This is a genomic window from Exiguobacterium sp. E17S (genome assembly GCF_057772545.1).
Map to the genome: position 1 here is coordinate 11,213 of NZ_JBYLRU010000004.1, position 15,622 is coordinate 26,834.

Here is a 15,622-nt window from a genome sequence, read left to right on the forward strand (position 1 = left end):
AATGAAATGGAAACGGAGGGATAAGATGAATATCGGAATCACAGGAGGTGCCGGCTTCATTGGCGCCGCCCTCGCCCTCCGGCTTCAACAGCACCATACCGTTCATGTACTCGATGCCTTTACGGACTATTACGATGTTCGGTTGAAAGAGGAACGCGCAAAGGCATTAAGAAGTGCTGGTGTCACTGTCACGACGGGTGATGTTCATCACGATCTCGACGCCTGGATGGAGACATCGTTCGACGCTGTCTTCCATCTCGCGGCCCTACCTGGTGTTCCCCGTTCGCTCGAAGAACCGCATCACTATATTCGTGAGGACATCGATATGACGGTGACCTTGTTAGAAGCCGCAAAAAGACATGGCATGCCGCATGTCTTTTTCGCGTCTTCGTCTTCCGTTTACGGGGAGCAGACTGGTCCGCTGAAAGAAAATCAGGCAACGGGACACGTCGCCAGTCCTTATGCGGCAGCCAAGTATAGTGCCGAAAGCTTTTGTCATGCTTATGCTCATTTATATGATGTAAACGTGACGCTGTTTCGCTTCTTTACGGTCTATGGTCCTTCGGGTCGTCCTGATATGGCGCTGTTTCGATTCATCGAACAGGCATTACGCGGAGAGGCACTCACCGTCTTCGGTGATCCGATCCGTGACTTCACGTATATCGATGACATCACTCGCGGAATGGAACAGGCGTTGCTGGCTCGTGCAGTCGGGACGTATAACCTCGGCGCGAATCAGCCGGTCTCCGTCCGCACGCTAGCTGAACGGATCGGTCAACGGTTTGATGTGCCCGTGCAGACTCAAACTGCACGACGTGGGGACGTGACGATGACATGGAGTGATACGACGGCTGCAAAAGAAGCATTCGGTTACCAACCGTCAATCGAGATCGATGTTGGACTGGAGCAGGTGATCGCGTGGCATCAAAACCGCTGATTCGAACGTTTCTGTATCTGACGCTTACCGGGCTTGTCATCTTTTTACTGCTCCGTTTTTTCTTGGAGTTACCGGTCTCGTATCGGTACATTGAAGCTTTATTCAAGAGTCCCTGGACGATCCTTGCGACCTTGACGTATGCGATCGCCTTTTATTTACGCGCGGTCGCCTGGCGCCGCGCCGACTCAAAACGTGCACCGACTGCTGTATACCTGTCGAGCCTGTATCTCGGACTGACGATCAATCATCTCTCACCGGTCAAACTGGGAGAGATGATCCGACTCGTGACGGCGAGAGCCGTCGGAAGTCCATGGAAACAGACGAGCGCGATCTTCGTCTTACAACGAAGTATTGACTTGATCGTTCTGTGTACCTTCATTCTGATCGGTTGGTTGTTTCACCCAATCGTCTTGCTCGTCGCGCTCCTTGCGACCGCGTTATTGCTCGTGTTACGCCGACATGTCCCGCATCTCCCATCGCTCGTTCTGTTCGGAACGCTCGCTTGGGCAGTCGAGGCACTCGCCGTCTTCCTCCTCTTGCACGGAGCAGGTATCGATGTGTCCTTCCCGACGACATTGATCGCGATGAGTGCCGGTGTCCTGTCCGGTGTGATTCAATTCACGCCGGGCGGACTCGGTACGTACGAACTCGCGATGGGTACAGTGTTACGGCAAGCCGGTGTTGCTCATGCGTACGACGTTGCCTTGATGACGCACTTCTTTAAATATGCCTTTGCTTTTCTTATCCCGCTGTACGTTCTCATTCGGCATCCAGCTACGCTTCGGTTGTTGGTTCGTCAGCTAAAATACACTGATTGGAAAGGAGGAAGACGATGAAAAGTGCTTCTCGCTTTGAAAAAGTCGCAGCACGCGCCTGGAACTTACTCAATGAAGGAAAACCCTTCACACCCATTTTTACGATCGGCGTCTTCTTGACGTACGCCTTATGGACGCAGATGCCACTCGCAGAAGCTGGTCTTGGTTTCATCGTGACGCTTCCTTTATTCATCTTGCTTTGGCGTTATGATTTTCCGTTATTTTTACGAAATTACCTTTGGATCCCGGTCATCGTTTGGCTGTTCCTTCACGGGACGAATGCAGATTATTTACCTTTGTTCGCCTATGGCGCAGGTCTCTATTTCTTCTTTACGATTTTTTTCTGGGGGACGATCTATTATCATCTCCGGATTGGAACGCGCTGGACGAACTTCACGCGCTTTTGGAAACTCGTTCTGAAGAATAGTGATTCGACAAGTGGTAACGCGCAGGAGCAACTGCCTAAGGTTGCCTTGTTGCTCATGTACTGGTGGACGGCAAGTGACGCGTCGCCACTCGACATGACGTTCATCTGGTTCCCAATTGGTCTCTTCGTCTTTGCATGGATCCTGCATCACTACCTGTTCGACTGGAAACCGAAGTTGCCTGAGGCAATGACGGTAGATGCCGATCTTCCGACTTCAGAAAAAGTCTATGTCCTGATTGTCGACGGGATGCGTAAAGATCGCTACATGGCAGCAAACACGCCGTTCCTCGAACGATTGCGTCAGGAAGGAACGGAATATACGAATATGGAGACGGTTTACCCTGCCCGGACCGTCGTCTGCTTCAGTTCGATGTTCACCGGTGCTCGTCCGGAAGATCATGGCATTCATTCGAACATGGTCTGGAATACGACCGGCGTTAAAACGGATACCGTCTTCGATCGCCTCCGTGCCGTCGATAAATCCGGTAAGATTCTTGGTATCGCCCACCTCGTCGATGCGTTCGGTTCAACCGACGTGCGGACCGTCACAGCAGTCATGCATAACGATGTCGCGGATCGAAATATCGTAGAACGTGCCAAACAAATCGTCCATGAAGAGGATCCGGATCTGCTCGCGATTCAGTTGATCGGAACGGATCAAACGGGACACAGTCGAGGCACTCTCTATTCCGAGTATGTCGAAAAAATCGAGGAAGCGGATGCGCTCCTTTCCGAGTTTTGTGAGGAGCTCGATCGCCTTGGTAAACTCGAGGATGCGACACTCATCGTCATGGCGGATCACGGTCAAGCGGACGGAATCGGTGGACACGGTCACCTGGATGAAGGCGAACGGTTCGTTCCGTTCTGGATGTATGGTAAGAACGTTCATGCTGGTCTGAAAGTGGATACGCACCGCCATATCTTGTCACTCGGACCAACGATCACCAAAGTCCTAGGGGCAGACATTCCGCACGATAGCCGTGGTGTGCTATTGACAGAAGCCTTCAAGGAGGCGAAGTCTAAATGAAGATCATCGTCTTTTTACCAGCCCACAATGAGGAAGTGTCGCTCCCGCTCGTCTTAAAACGAATTCCGGACATGATTGACGGCATTCCAGTCGAGACCCTCGTCATCGACGACGGCTCAGTGGATGCGACGAGTACGATTGCGCGTCAACACGGCGCACATGTCTATCGGTTCGAGCAGAATCAAGGACTCGGCGCTGCAGTCCGGGAAGGACTCCGCCAGTCCTACGAGCTCGGCGCTGATGTTGCTGTCATGATTGATGCGGATAACGAATATCCGGCCGATCAAATTCCGGATATCGTCCGACCGATCTTACACGATCAGGCCGACTACGTATTCGGTTCCCGCTTCCTCGGTACCGTCGACGGGATGCGGCTCTATCGCTATATCGGCAATCATCTCTTCACGTGGTTGCAATGCCTTTTATTGAAACGTAAAATCCATGATGGTCAAAGCGGGATGCGTGCTTTTTCACGCGCAACGTGTCACCATGCTGAGATCATTCACGATTATAACTATGCCCAAGTATTGACCCTCAATCTCGTCCGAAAAGGCTTCCGCCTTCACGAAGTTCCGATTCGTTATCGGGTCCGGGAAGCAGGAAAGTCCTTTATCCGTCTGAATTATGTCCAACGTGTCCTCCCAGCGATTTACCGGGAGTGGCGACGACCGATCACACAGCTTAGCGTTGAAGAACGCATGGAACGAAAGGAGCACCTCGGATGAAACGCCTTCTTTTGCTACCGCTCCTCCTGCTCTCACTGTTCGTGAGCACTTCCACGGTTTCCGCTTATAGTTACGGAGACCCAGGAAAGGAAGCTTTTGCGGAAGCGTATAAACAATTTGAAGAACAACTTAATGCCAAGGATTACGCGCTTGCGAAAGAGACGCTTGCCGCCTATGATAAAGAATTCAAACTGTATTTCCCTGAAGCGAAAGCGAAGATCGATACGGCGCTTGAACAAGAAGATGCCGAGGCTGCTAAACAAGCGTACCGCGTCGCTCTCCGTCAAAATATCGAACGTCGCCTGCACTTTGCTGAAGAGCAGTTCGAGGACTTCGGTCAAGCGAAACTCTTACTCGCGAAAGCCCGCGGGACATACGATGTGCTTGCACCTTACGTCAAGGAAAGCAAGGATGCACAAACATCCGATGACGTGTATACTGCATTTGATGAATCCTTAAAGGCACTCGGAAACCCTGGTCTGTTTGGGGTCGGGAAAAAAGCGAGTGATGAAGAATCCTTCAAAGAAAACATTACGATGATCGAAGATACGTTGACTCCCCTTTTCGTCCTGCCGGGTGAAGAAAAAACAGGAGTCTTCACGGAAGAAGACTCCTTCCTCGGTCAGACGTTCGGAACGGACGCGATTTGGAAATTGATTGCGCTCGGACTCGTCATCGTCCTCATCGTCATCGTCGTCATTGGTCAATGGAAGAAGAAACGCCGCTCATAAGGAGGAAGACAGATGGATTTTCAAGCGTTTTTGATTACGCTTCGGGAGTGTCTCGAGGCTGTTCTCATCGTTGGGTTGATCTTAGGTTATCTCGATCGATTGAACGCTCCACAATATAAAAAGTGGGTCTACGCAGGTGTCGGGTTGGCACTTCTCGCTAGCCTTGGTGTCGCGTTCCTGTTCCAAGTCGTCTTTACGAGTTTTGCGAGCTTCGGAAGCGATACGTATCTCCGTCTCGGCATCATGATGGTCTCCGTCTTGCTCTTGACACACATGGTCCTCTGGATGGGAAAGGAAGCGAAAGAGAATCAAAAAGCCTCGCAAGCGAAGGTCGCCGCTGCCGTCTCGACGGGTAGTGCCATCACGATGATCATCCACTCCTTCCTCGTCATCGTTCGAGAAGGAATTGAGACCGTCTTCTTCTTCGCTGCCATCTCAGGTGGGGAAATCGAAAAAGTACTGACGAGTTACGGTGCGGTTTCCGGTCTGTTACTCGCCTTGATTTTCGGATACTTATTCGTTTCCGGCTCTATGAAGATTCCCGTCAAACGCTTCTTCCAAGTGACGGGTGTACTCATTCTATTCATCGCAGCCGGCATGCTCGTCCAAACGATTGGACGCTTCCAAGATCTTGGTTTGCTCGGTAGTCTCTTGATGAATGCTGACGGCACACCAGCTGCTGTATATAACATCGTTGGCTTCATGCCGGAGCACTACATCGATCAGGTGCAATACTTGCGTGATACAGGAAATTCGACATTGATCAGTGGACAGATCGGAACGTTCATGGCCGCGATGTTCGGATACAGTCATAACCCATCGCTCGAACAAGTCGTCGCTTGGTGGGGCTACTTCGCCTTTGCCGGTTGGATGTTGCTCCGTCAAAACAAACCATCGAAGTCATCAAAGTCCTTACAGGAGGTTTCTTGACCGTCCGAAGCGATCGTTCACGTCCGCGTGGACGATCGCTTTTTTGGATCACGCTTCTATTCATCGGTGGCTGGATTGGTTTACGGATCATTTACGTCAGTCCCTTCATCGCGAGCTACGATATTGCGAACTTCACGCTCGCTGTGACCGATTATGATTTGGCTGATTTACGTCCGCACTTTCCGGGTTATCCCTTTTTCATCTTATTTGCCAACCTGTTTCTGCCACTGATGATACCTGTCAAAGCGCTTGGACTCGTCTCCACACTAGGACTGGCAAGTGCGCTCTTGCCACTTTACTCGCTCTTTCGCCGTCATGCCTATGATACGACTCGGCTGATCGCTGCCTTTACCGTTCTCTCCACTGCCTCACTCGTGACGTTCGCTGCGACAGGGATGTCGGATGGGCTCGCCCTCGGACTACTCGTCTGGTATGGCTGGAGCATCGAACGCGCACGGCATCAGATTCGTCGCTGGCTCCCATATCTTCTGTTTGGTTTACTGATGGCGACTCGACTGTCCTATGCGCCGTTTGGTTTCATGTTGCTTGTCCTGCTGTGGCAGGTACGAAAGGATTACTGGCAACTCTTATCCGAGTGCGCCCTTCTTGTTCTGGCACAGCTTGCTTGGTTGCTCCCGGTCGCTTTTTCTGTCGGTGGACCCTATTCGTTTCTTCAATTATCACTCCGCTTCGTCAGCGGTCATTTTTCCGATTGGGGTGGTTCTGCTCAGACCGATGATGCTTCCATCGTTCAACGATTTGTTCAGACGCTTCAGCAACTCTTCTGGCATGGGATCGGTTATGGCACGTGGATCGGATTAGTGTCTGGACTGCTACTATTCTTACGCAGACGTTGGACGGTCGATGTCGCTTGGGGAGCGACGGCTGGACTCTATTTCGTCTGGATCTGGCTCGGACAAAATATCGATAAACCCCGTCATGTCTTACCGCTTGTCCTATTGCTACTCATCTGGTTGATCCGTCAACTTCCGTTGCGGATGTATCTGCCGTTTTTAGTCATTCAGTTGACGATCGGTAGCCTCGCGTTGAACGAGCAAGCAACGCGTCCTCCGGCAACGATTGAACTAGCGCGTTACGTAGCGACTCTTCCAATCGGCGCGACAGTCTTTACCGACGAGGAAGCTCGCCAATTCCAGTCCGAACGACCGAATGCCGCGATCGTTCCGATCGGATCGATCAGTAAATGGAACGCAGAACCAAAATCCGACCAGAGTTACGTGACCGGTCGATTGCTCGAGCGTCTTCACGCTCAAGGCGTACGACCAAACGTCAAACAAGTCGTCCGCTTCACGAGTGATGCCCGCTACGAACCAGAAGACGCGCAAGCGATGCTGTATCAATTAACGCCTTGATGGCACAACTGCATGCATACGAAAAACCATGCGATTCCCGAATGACACCGTGGAAATCGACATGGTTTTTTTCATTGCTGCGTATCGTAACGACGTTCCATATAATCAAAGGTACCGCCGCTGATTTCAATCGTCCGAATCGGTTCGAAGCCGAGACGACGATACAGGCGCTGTGCCCCGGCATTCGTTTGATCAGCGTTTAAGGTGAACGCTTGTAGTCCTCGTTTCTCGCCCTCTTCCGCTGCTGCCTGAAGCAGTTCCGTACCAATCCCTTTTCCGCCATGACGCGCGTTAACCGATAAAGTATCCAGGTAATAGACCGGACCTTCCGTCTCGACGTCGATCCGGACGTCTTGACCCGTCCAGCGCTTCAGTTGGTCTTTGATCGGTTCGTCGAGTTGTTCCGCATCCGTCCCAGCATATGCAATGACGATACCTGCTACTTCACCCTCGATGATTTTCACGAGGATGTTTTCATGACTCAATCGGTTTCCTGTTTCAGCGACAAAGTACGCGAGTCTCTCTAGAACTTCCTCCCGCTTTGTCGTTCCCGTCAGTGTCTCAGCAATCTCATGAATCGCTTGCTCAATCAAGGGGGCAATCTGTTGCGCTTCAGAAGCATGTGCTTGTCGAATCATCTCATCCTTCTCCTTTCGTTTTTTCTAATCCATGAACCTGAAAAATCGGACTCGACGATGTCGAATCCGATACATGATTTTTTTAGACATTCATCTGTCTCACTGCGTGACTTTTTGTACGACAGGTGCCGGTACGATGACAGGCTCCCGTGTCATGACAGCCACGACACGTCCAGCGATCGCTACAGCCAGTAACGTATATAACGTTAAGCTGAGCGGCAGATAGACGAGTGAGATGATTAACACGATGGCATCGAGTCCGAACAAGATCGTTCCGATCGATAGACCTGTCAGTTTACTGAGTCCCATCGATAGCAAATCGTCTCCACCTGTTGCCGCTCCACTTTTCAAAACAAGTCCGAGACCATATCCGGTCACGATTCCGCTAGCGATCGCTGCGATGAGCGTCGCTGGCCAAGCCTGTTCTGGAAAGTGGAACAAATCGAGTCGGTGCCACATCTCATAAAAGACTGATAATGCACCTGCTGAGAGTAACGCTTCGCTGACGAAACGTTTCCCTTTGAAGTACAAGGCACCGATGAAAAATGGAATATCGAGCGCGATCATTGAGATCGAAGGATTGATATCAAAAAAGTATCGACCGAGCAACGATAATCCGATGAAGCCGCCTTCTGCTAATCCGAACTGTTCATTCAATGTGTAGTAACCGAACGCCATGATCAGCGTACCGGTTAAGATGGTTGCGATTCGTTTCATGTTTTATTGTCCTCTCCCGTTTACATCGTGGGAGAGGTTTTATACGTCCCGTTTGGGTATTCATCTATTTTCGCTCTCCCTGATTTTTATAAGCCATTACCGTCTTGTTCGTTTTGACCGGTACTGCTAAAAATCAGGTAAGCTGAATAGATGATTGGTCCTCTCGGTATCCATCGGTTTCCACCCCTTCATTAAAAATCTACTTTCATTATAACCCGAATTTCAGTAACTAAAACAGTTTTACGCATTCTTCACATAATCCAAACACTTTTGCTCACTCATTCACAATTTAGACAAGAATATGCTCAACATTGAACAAACTACTTGAAAACGATCTTGTGAAGGATTACACTAAGTATATCAAATGAATGTGATATTTATCACAAACAAAACACAAAGGAGACTTTACCCATGAAAGTAGCAGTCATCGGATGTACACACGCAGGAACAGCAGCAGTCAAAGAACTCGCTTCACAACAAGACGTCGAGATCACCGTTTATGAGCGGAATGACAATGTATCGTTTCTCTCTTGTGGAATCGCGCTTCACGTCGGTGGTGTCGTTAAACATGCGGAATCACTTTTCTACTCATCACCAAGTGAACTCGCTGAACTCGGCGCTGAGATGCGTCTGAAACATGATGTGCTTGAAATCGATAGTGAACGCCAAACGATCGTTGCGAAAAACCTCATGACTGGTGAAGTCGTTCACGATACGTACGATAAACTCATCATGACGACAGGATCATGGCCAATCATTCCGATGCTTCCTGGCATTGAGTTGAATCAAATCGAGCTCTGTAAAAACTATCACCATGCTCAAACAATCATTGAAAAAGCGACAGAAGCACAACGGATCACAGTCGTTGGTGCAGGGTATATCGGTGCTGAACTCGTCGAAGCGTTTGAAGCATACGGAAAAGACGTCACGTTCATTGATAGTGCGGATCGCATTCTCAACAAATACCTCGACCGCTCATTCACTGACGTCATCGAACGTGAATTGACAGACCGTGGCATTCGTCTCGAACTCGGGCAAACCGTCCAAAGCTTCAAAGGGGAAAACGGTGCTGTGACACACGTCGTCACAGACAAAGGAACGTTCGAAACGGATCTCGTCATTCTCTGTGTCGGCTTCCGCCCAAGTACGGAACTCTTAAAAGGACAGGTCGACATGCTACCGAACGGTGCCATCATCGTTGACGATTATATGCGAACAAGCAACCCGAACATCTTTGCTGCTGGTGACAGCTGTGCCGTCTATTACAATCCAGCTCGGACACATGCCTATATTCCACTCGCAACGAATGCTGTTCGGATGGGAACATTGATCGGTAAAAACTTACGCGCACCAAAGATTCGTTACCAAGGAACACAAGGCACATCTGGTCTTCGCCTATATGATTTGAACATCGCGTCGACTGGTTTGACAGAAGAAGCGGCACCCTTGTTCGGACTTGAAGTGAGTAGCACGACAGTCACAGATGCGTATCGCCCAGAGTTCATGCCAACAGCAGAAGACGTCCAATTGAAGCTCGTCTTCGAGACAGCAACCCATCGTGTCGTCGGTGCACAAATCATCTCAAAAGTGGATTTGACACAGGCGATGAACACACTGTCAGTCGCGATTCAAAATGATATGACACTTGAAGAGCTCGCTTTCGTCGACTTCTTCTTCCAACCGCACTACAACAAACCGTGGAGCTTGCTGAATCAAGTAGCTCTGCAAGCGATGAATGAGCGTCAATCCGCTCGTGTCTAAGCGCATTACACGATCAATCAAACGAGGCTGACTCAAAAAAATGACGCTTCTTTTCACGCCCTTTCCTCAGGCGAGACACAAGCCAGTTTTCCTGCTTCATTTAAGCAGGAAAGCGGGTCTTGTTTGTCTCTGACAGCGCAAATGCGCTTTTTCCTGTAGGAGTTGCGTGAAACGCATCATTCTTTTTGTTACGAGATCAGGGTGGCAGATCATTATTCTGCCACCCTGATCTTTGTGGAAACTGATTTTTGAGTCAGTCCCTTTTTAGACTGAAGACACAGTGCAATTTTTCTCTAACGAGAAAGGTTGTGTTTTTTGTTCGTCTCGGATCGTTTTCTACAAAAGAATACATCATGCATGTTCACCATTTGAATGCATAATCAATAACTGAACGTTACAATCACCTCTTCATTTTTCCGTTTCAGCCTGATAAAGACGCTGCCAATCCTGATACGGCATCGTGCCATTCACTGTTTCCATGTCAAAGCGTAACGGTGCAATCAATTCGAGTGAATTTCCATCTGGATCCTCGAAGTAGATCGCCGCGTGCGCATGTGGATGGTTATCGAGAACAAGCGGTTGATCGGCTGCCGCTACACTAAAGGCGGATCGGACTTCAATCCCTCTCTCCTTTAACCAGTCCTGTGCTTTATCGATATTTTCTTGCTCCATCCGAAACGCCACATGTCGAATCGATGGATGATACGGTAACTCGGCTTGACCGGCTTTCCATAGTCCTAACCAACTCTTACCGTGCTCGATCCAAAAGAAAGCGACGCGTTCATTTTGGAACGCACATGCAAGTCCTAATTTTTCGTAAAAGACAATCGATCGTTCAAGTTCTTTGACCGGTAAATGAGCTTCATACAATCCAGTAATCATCTTCTTCACACTCCTCTTTTTCTAGTGTAAACCATCAATTTCCAAATTTACTATCATCAGAAACGTTTAATCCGACCTGTTGAGGGAACATACACCCTATACCAAAACCAACTTTCAGGAGGAATGTTTACATGGCTGCATCGAAAAATCCTTTAACCCAATACTTCAATGACGATTTCCCAAAACAATATCAGGACGCACCAGCGGTTCAAGCAAAAATGGAACCTGTTCCCGATTGTGGCGAAGAGAGTTATAAAGGCTCTGGCAAATTGATCGGCAAAAAAGCACTGATTACGGGTGGCGACTCCGGCATCGGCCGAGCAGCAGCTATCGCTTACGCTCGTGAAGGAGCTGACATCGTGCTCAACTACTTACCGGAAGAACAACAGGATGCGGAAGAGGTTAAAGCACTCGTTGAAGCAGCGGGACAAAAAGCATATCTTTTACCTGGTGATTTAAGTGATGAAGCGTTCTGTGGACAACTCATCAAAGAAGCACACGAATCGCTCGGTGGACTCGACATTTTGGCACTTGTCGCAGGTAAACAACAAGCTGTCGAAGATATTCTCGACCTGTCAACGGAGCAATTACGTAAGACATACGAAATCAATGTCTTCTCCCTCTTCTGGGTCGTCAAAGCAGCCTTGCCACTCTTAAAAGAAGGGGCTTCGATCATCACGACGACATCCGTTCAAGGATACAACCCAAGCGCGAACCTCTTGGATTATGCATCGACGAAGTTTGCCATCAACGGGTTCACGCGTGGACTCGCTAAACAAGTCGCGCCAAAAGGAATCCGTGTCAACTCCGTCGCACCTGGTCCGATTTGGACACCGCTTCAGATTTCAGGTGGTCAGCCAAGCGAGAACATTCCAGAGTTCGGGCAGGAAACACCGCTGAAACGCAGTGGTCAACCGGTCGAACTATCAGATGTCTATGTCTTCCTCGCTTCAGACGCTGCAAGCTATGTCACGGCGCAAATCTATGGTGTCACAGGCGGAATCGAATTAGCATAAGGATTGAATCTCGACAGGATAGTTTCGGCTATCCTGTTTTCGCGTGTCTTAACGGGATATCAGTTGCATCACGAGGCACCATTTAGTCTAATGAAAGTATTAACGATGAAGGAGTGAATCAGATGACTGAAAAAGAAAAGATGATTCAAGGGGAACTCTACTTAGCACAAGATCCGGAACTCGTAGCTGACCGTATCCGGGCACAATCGCTCTGTTATGAGTTCAATCAATTGAGTGTTCATGATGGGACTAAACGGAAGGCACTTCTTCAACAATTATTCCAGACGGAGAAAGCCGACTTTTACATTGAACCGACCTTTAAATGTGACTATGGCTACAACATTACGTTAGGGGCTCGCTTTTATGCCAACTACGACTGTGTCTTGCTCGATATTTGTCCGATCACGATTGGTGACAACTGCATGCTTGCTCCAGGAGTACATATCTATACTGCGACCCATCCACTCGATCCTGTCGAGCGCAACAGCGGTTATGAATTCGGGAAACCGGTCGTCGTCGGGAATAACGTCTGGATCGGTGGACGCGCGGTCATCAATCCCGGTGTGACGATCGGAGATAATGCTGTCATCGCCTCAGGTAGTGTCGTCGTTAAGGATGTACCGGCAAACAGCGTCGTCGGTGGAAATCCGGCTCGAGTCATCAAGACGATCTAATTCTCATCAAATTCTAATCTGTTCCTCAGCTTCCTTTCACATGGTCTGGTTATTCTATGTATAAGAACAACAGCCACTACTAAAGGAGGACATCATCATGACTGAAAAACGAACAGATAAAGGGAATAAACGTTTCAAAAAAGGAATCGCTACACTTGCCGTAACAGGTACAGTCTTAACAGGAGCCGGAGCGTTTCTCCTCTTCACAGGTCCAGGACACTCTCTCGTCAACTCGACGGTCACCACTTCACAGCAGGCAGAGCAAAAAGTCGAAGCTGCTTCGCGCCAAGTCGAACAAAAGCTTCCTGCTTCGATGCGTGACGATCAAGAAATCGAAGGCACATTACAAAAACTATCGGATCGTTCAATGACAATCGACGTCAACGGTGACACTCAGACGTATGACTTTGCTTCGTCAGTCGAACGCGAAGCCGTGCAAGAAGGCGATTGGGTAAAAATCGATCTGAATGCGAATCAGCAAATCACGGAACTGGAGCGAGAAGATCAAGATGATCGGAATGACCGAGAGGACGATGGCAATCGCTCAGATGATTCATCGGATGATGCGAATGAACGATACGGCATCCTTCGTGCCCTATCACAAAGTGAATTGACACTCGAACAAGATGGACAAGAGACGGTCTACGCGATTGCGGATCGTGCGGAACGTGATGCTGCGAAATCTGGAGATATCGTAAAAATCGAATTGAATGCAGACGGTCAAGTCCGTGAGCTTGATCGGGAAGACGACGACGAGGACCGTAATGCTACACGTGACGAAGACCGTGACGATGCACGGGAGCAAGAAGTCCGCGGTACGCTCGCTAAAATAACGAATCAAGAGATCATCATCGAACAGAATGGTACGCAAAAATCGTACTCTCGTGCATCAAACATGGAACAAGATGATGACGTCCGCGTCGGTGGTTCCGTCAAACTTGAGTTGAACGCGTCAGACGAAGTAACAGAAATCGATGAATGATCATTAAAGGAGGATGTTTATGCCAACCACCATCTTAATCGTTGAGGACGATGCGAAAATCGCACGCCTCCTTGAACTCGAACTCCAATATGCCGGGTACGCGACACGTGTCGCCTCTAACGGAAAAGATGGTCTCGCTGCCGCTGAGCATTCGGTTGATCTCGTCTTACTCGACGTGATGATGCCGGAGCTGAGCGGCTTCGAGGTGTTGCGCAGGCTCCGTGGAAAAGGCATTCATGTCCCTGTCATTATGCTAACAGCACGTGGGGAAGTTTACGATAAGGTCGCAGGACTTGATCTTGGTGCGAATGATTATGTGACGAAACCGTTCGAGATGGAGGAACTCCTTGCCCGGATCCGGGCGTTACTCCGCACTCCCGCTTCAACGAATAACGCATCGCGCACGTTACAGTTCGCTGATCTTGTACTCGACCTTGATCGACACGAAGCATTTCGCGATGAATTGCGACTCGATTTGACACCACGTGAGTTCGAACTCCTGACGTATTTACTCGAAAACAAGGAACATGTCCTGACACGCGAACAAATCCTAAATCGCGTCTGGGGGTACGATTACTTCGGCGAGACGAATATCGTCGACGTCTACATCCGTTATCTTCGGAAAAAAGTCGATGCCCACCCTCCTGCTTTGATCCAGACCGTTCGTGGGGTGGGGTATGTGCTACGGGAGGCGACGCCATGAAGCTTCGAACGAAACTCGCTTTATCCGTCACCGCCTTTACGACACTTTTATTGCTGCTTTCGTTCATCGTCGTGACCTTCTTCGTCCGCAATCATTTGATTGAATCCCGTTATACGCAGCTTGAACAGGCAGAGGAATTGATGGAGGATGATTCATCTGTCCGGGCATTGTTGACGCTTCATGAGGATTCCGTCGTCTTATCGAACGAAGATGGACGATGGGTCATTTCAAATGATGAAGATGACGACTCGTCTACCGTTAACGGAGACGTACAAGCAAGTGACCTACCCGGTATCCCGCGTTCGAACGAACCTTTCAAATCTGGTGATTGGTTCGGTATCGTCTATCAGGATCAAGCCTATTTGTTCGAAGATGAAAGCGTCGATGATACGGTCTCGACACTCGTCTTGACCTTCACCATCGTGTTGGTCGTTGGAATAGTCATCGCGTTCATCAGTAGCTTCTGGATTGCGTATCAGACGCTCCGCCCGCTCAGGCAACTGAATGATACGATGCAACGGATCTCGTCTTCTGGAACGCTTGAGACCGTGCAGACCGAACGTGATGATGAGATCGGTCGCCTCGGTCGCGTCTTCAATCAGATGATTGGGCGTGTCGATCAGACAATGGAACAACAACGGCAGTTCGTTGCCGATGTCTCGCATGAGATGAAGACACCGCTGACCGTCATCGAAGGGTATGCGCAATTATTGAAGCGATGGGGCAAAACGAAGCCGGACGTCCTCGATGAATCGATTGAAAATATCTTACAGGAGACGTATGCGATGCGGACGACCTTGATCGAGCCCATGCTCGAACTGTCTCGTCTCGGTTATGAAGAAACGTCTGTCGAAGAGATCGATTTAGCCGAGCTTGGGAGCGAACTCGCTGATCGGATGTATCACGCGACAGGGACGATCATCCCTGTTGATGCCTCTGGAACGATCCGGGTGAATCGCGAAGCGGTGCTACGCATCTTGACGATTTATATCGATAATGCCCTGAAATATGCCACTTCTCCTGAATTGCATCTGCGCAAGGAGCGACTCGCTGTTCTTGATCGAGGAACATCTCTAACGGACGAAGAACGTGCTCGGTTATTTGACCGGTTTTACCGACTTGATGCAGCACGCGATCGTTCAGGAAGTGGACTCGGATTATCGATTGCTGCAGCTCTAGCGACGACGCACCATTTTCAGGTCGGTAGTGAAGCCCGTCAACCAGATGGCAGTTGTTTCTATCTGATTCCCGAGCAGTCTAAATGAAACTTTTTCTACATTTGTG

Annotated in this window: 16 protein-coding genes; 13 read left to right on the forward strand and 3 right to left on the reverse strand. The window is 49.4% G+C overall.

Annotation, left to right across the window (positions count from 1 at the left end):
• The first annotated feature begins 25 nt into the window (after positions 1-25).
• The 7 genes from AC3B4V_RS12460 to AC3B4V_RS12490 are packed head-to-tail and all read left to right on the forward strand — an operon-like array spanning position 26 to position 6,965.
• Positions 26-937: an NAD-dependent epimerase/dehydratase family protein gene (locus tag AC3B4V_RS12460; protein ID WP_488378619.1), complete on the forward strand. Its 912-nt coding sequence runs from the start codon at positions 26-28 to the stop codon at positions 935-937.
• Positions 919-1,773, forward strand: coding sequence for a lysylphosphatidylglycerol synthase transmembrane domain-containing protein (locus AC3B4V_RS12465; RefSeq protein WP_326188625.1), 855 nt, complete (start codon positions 919-921; stop codon positions 1,771-1,773). The genes AC3B4V_RS12460 and AC3B4V_RS12465 overlap by 19 nt, the downstream gene beginning before the upstream one ends.
• Complete coding sequence (locus AC3B4V_RS12470) at positions 1,770-3,206, forward strand: alkaline phosphatase family protein (protein ID WP_488378620.1); 1,437 nt, start codon at positions 1,770-1,772, stop codon at positions 3,204-3,206. Before AC3B4V_RS12465 ends, AC3B4V_RS12470 begins: the two co-directional genes overlap by 4 nt.
• Positions 3,203-3,931: a glycosyltransferase family 2 protein gene (locus AC3B4V_RS12475; RefSeq protein ID WP_488378621.1), complete on the forward strand. Its 729-nt coding sequence runs from the start codon at positions 3,203-3,205 to the stop codon at positions 3,929-3,931. The genes AC3B4V_RS12470 and AC3B4V_RS12475 overlap by 4 nt, the downstream gene beginning before the upstream one ends.
• Positions 3,928-4,662: a hypothetical protein gene (locus tag AC3B4V_RS12480; protein WP_231884717.1), complete on the forward strand. Its 735-nt coding sequence runs from the start codon at positions 3,928-3,930 to the stop codon at positions 4,660-4,662. The genes AC3B4V_RS12475 and AC3B4V_RS12480 overlap by 4 nt, the downstream gene beginning before the upstream one ends.
• Before the next feature lie 12 nt (positions 4,663-4,674).
• Positions 4,675-5,592, forward strand: a complete 918-nt coding sequence (locus AC3B4V_RS12485) for an FTR1 family iron permease (RefSeq protein ID WP_023469651.1) — start codon at positions 4,675-4,677, stop codon at positions 5,590-5,592.
• Entirely contained in the window at positions 5,529-6,965 is a 1,437-nt protein-coding gene (locus AC3B4V_RS12490; protein WP_488378622.1) for a hypothetical protein, read from the forward strand. The genes AC3B4V_RS12485 and AC3B4V_RS12490 overlap by 64 nt, the downstream gene beginning before the upstream one ends.
• A gap of 71 nt (positions 6,966-7,036) precedes the next feature.
• Here AC3B4V_RS12490 and AC3B4V_RS12495 read toward each other — a convergent pair whose 3' ends face one another.
• Positions 7,037-7,603 (reverse strand): GNAT family N-acetyltransferase, encoded by a 567-nt coding sequence (locus AC3B4V_RS12495; RefSeq protein ID WP_488378623.1) that lies wholly within the window; start codon positions 7,601-7,603, stop codon positions 7,037-7,039.
• 99 nt (positions 7,604-7,702) lie between these two features.
• Positions 7,703-8,320 (reverse strand): YitT family protein, encoded by a 618-nt coding sequence (locus AC3B4V_RS12500; protein ID WP_488378624.1) that lies wholly within the window; start codon positions 8,318-8,320, stop codon positions 7,703-7,705.
• 411 nt (positions 8,321-8,731) lie between these two features.
• On the opposite strand from AC3B4V_RS12500, the gene AC3B4V_RS12505 reads away from it, so the two are divergent.
• Positions 8,732-10,081, forward strand: a complete 1,350-nt coding sequence (locus AC3B4V_RS12505) for an FAD-dependent oxidoreductase (protein WP_488378625.1) — start codon at positions 8,732-8,734, stop codon at positions 10,079-10,081.
• A gap of 408 nt (positions 10,082-10,489) precedes the next feature.
• On the opposite strand, the gene AC3B4V_RS12510 is transcribed toward AC3B4V_RS12505, so the two are convergent.
• Positions 10,490-10,963: a VOC family protein gene (locus AC3B4V_RS12510; protein ID WP_488378626.1), complete on the reverse strand. Its 474-nt coding sequence runs from the start codon at positions 10,961-10,963 to the stop codon at positions 10,490-10,492.
• A gap of 131 nt (positions 10,964-11,094) precedes the next feature.
• Here AC3B4V_RS12510 and AC3B4V_RS12515 point away from each other — a divergent pair, with 131 nt between their 5' ends.
• The 5 genes from AC3B4V_RS12515 (at position 11,095) to AC3B4V_RS12535 (ending at position 15,603) form a co-directional block, all read left to right on the forward strand.
• Positions 11,095-11,979: an SDR family oxidoreductase gene (locus tag AC3B4V_RS12515; protein ID WP_488378627.1), complete on the forward strand. Its 885-nt coding sequence runs from the start codon at positions 11,095-11,097 to the stop codon at positions 11,977-11,979.
• 122 nt (positions 11,980-12,101) lie between these two features.
• On the forward strand, positions 12,102-12,653 hold the full coding sequence (locus tag AC3B4V_RS12520) for a maltose acetyltransferase domain-containing protein (RefSeq protein WP_488378628.1): 552 nt from the start codon (positions 12,102-12,104) through the stop codon (positions 12,651-12,653).
• Positions 12,654-12,750: 97 nt separating this feature from the next.
• Positions 12,751-13,635 (forward strand): hypothetical protein, encoded by an 885-nt coding sequence (locus AC3B4V_RS12525; protein WP_488378629.1) that lies wholly within the window; start codon positions 12,751-12,753, stop codon positions 13,633-13,635.
• 19 nt (positions 13,636-13,654) lie between these two features.
• The gene (locus AC3B4V_RS12530) at positions 13,655-14,338 is read left to right on the forward strand and encodes a response regulator transcription factor (protein ID WP_058704419.1); all 684 of its coding nucleotides are present in this window, start codon (positions 13,655-13,657) and stop codon (positions 14,336-14,338) included.
• Entirely contained in the window at positions 14,335-15,603 is a 1,269-nt protein-coding gene (locus AC3B4V_RS12535; protein ID WP_488378630.1) for a sensor histidine kinase, read from the forward strand. The genes AC3B4V_RS12530 and AC3B4V_RS12535 overlap by 4 nt, the downstream gene beginning before the upstream one ends.
• The last annotated feature ends 19 nt before the right edge of the window (positions 15,604-15,622 follow it).

Coding starts and splice junctions, on each gene's coding strand:
- AC3B4V_RS12505 (WP_488378625.1), top strand. CDS start 8,732: ATGAAAGTAGCAGTCATCGGATGTACACACGCAGGAACAGCAGCAGTC.
- AC3B4V_RS12495 (WP_488378623.1), bottom strand. CDS start 7,603: ATGATTCGACAAGCACATGCTTCTGAAGCGCAACAGATTGCCCCCTTG.
- AC3B4V_RS12485 (WP_023469651.1), top strand. CDS start 4,675: ATGGATTTTCAAGCGTTTTTGATTACGCTTCGGGAGTGTCTCGAGGCT.
- AC3B4V_RS12525 (WP_488378629.1), top strand. CDS start 12,751: ATGACTGAAAAACGAACAGATAAAGGGAATAAACGTTTCAAAAAAGGA.
- AC3B4V_RS12470 (WP_488378620.1), top strand. CDS start 1,770: ATGAAAAGTGCTTCTCGCTTTGAAAAAGTCGCAGCACGCGCCTGGAAC.
- AC3B4V_RS12475 (WP_488378621.1), top strand. CDS start 3,203: ATGAAGATCATCGTCTTTTTACCAGCCCACAATGAGGAAGTGTCGCTC.
- AC3B4V_RS12510 (WP_488378626.1), bottom strand. CDS start 10,963: ATGATTACTGGATTGTATGAAGCTCATTTACCGGTCAAAGAACTTGAA.
- AC3B4V_RS12520 (WP_488378628.1), top strand. CDS start 12,102: ATGACTGAAAAAGAAAAGATGATTCAAGGGGAACTCTACTTAGCACAA.
- AC3B4V_RS12480 (WP_231884717.1), top strand. CDS start 3,928: ATGAAACGCCTTCTTTTGCTACCGCTCCTCCTGCTCTCACTGTTCGTG.
- AC3B4V_RS12460 (WP_488378619.1), top strand. CDS start 26: ATGAATATCGGAATCACAGGAGGTGCCGGCTTCATTGGCGCCGCCCTC.
- AC3B4V_RS12500 (WP_488378624.1), bottom strand. CDS start 8,320: ATGAAACGAATCGCAACCATCTTAACCGGTACGCTGATCATGGCGTTC.
- AC3B4V_RS12515 (WP_488378627.1), top strand. CDS start 11,095: ATGGCTGCATCGAAAAATCCTTTAACCCAATACTTCAATGACGATTTC.
- AC3B4V_RS12530 (WP_058704419.1), top strand. CDS start 13,655: ATGCCAACCACCATCTTAATCGTTGAGGACGATGCGAAAATCGCACGC.
- AC3B4V_RS12535 (WP_488378630.1), top strand. CDS start 14,335: ATGAAGCTTCGAACGAAACTCGCTTTATCCGTCACCGCCTTTACGACA.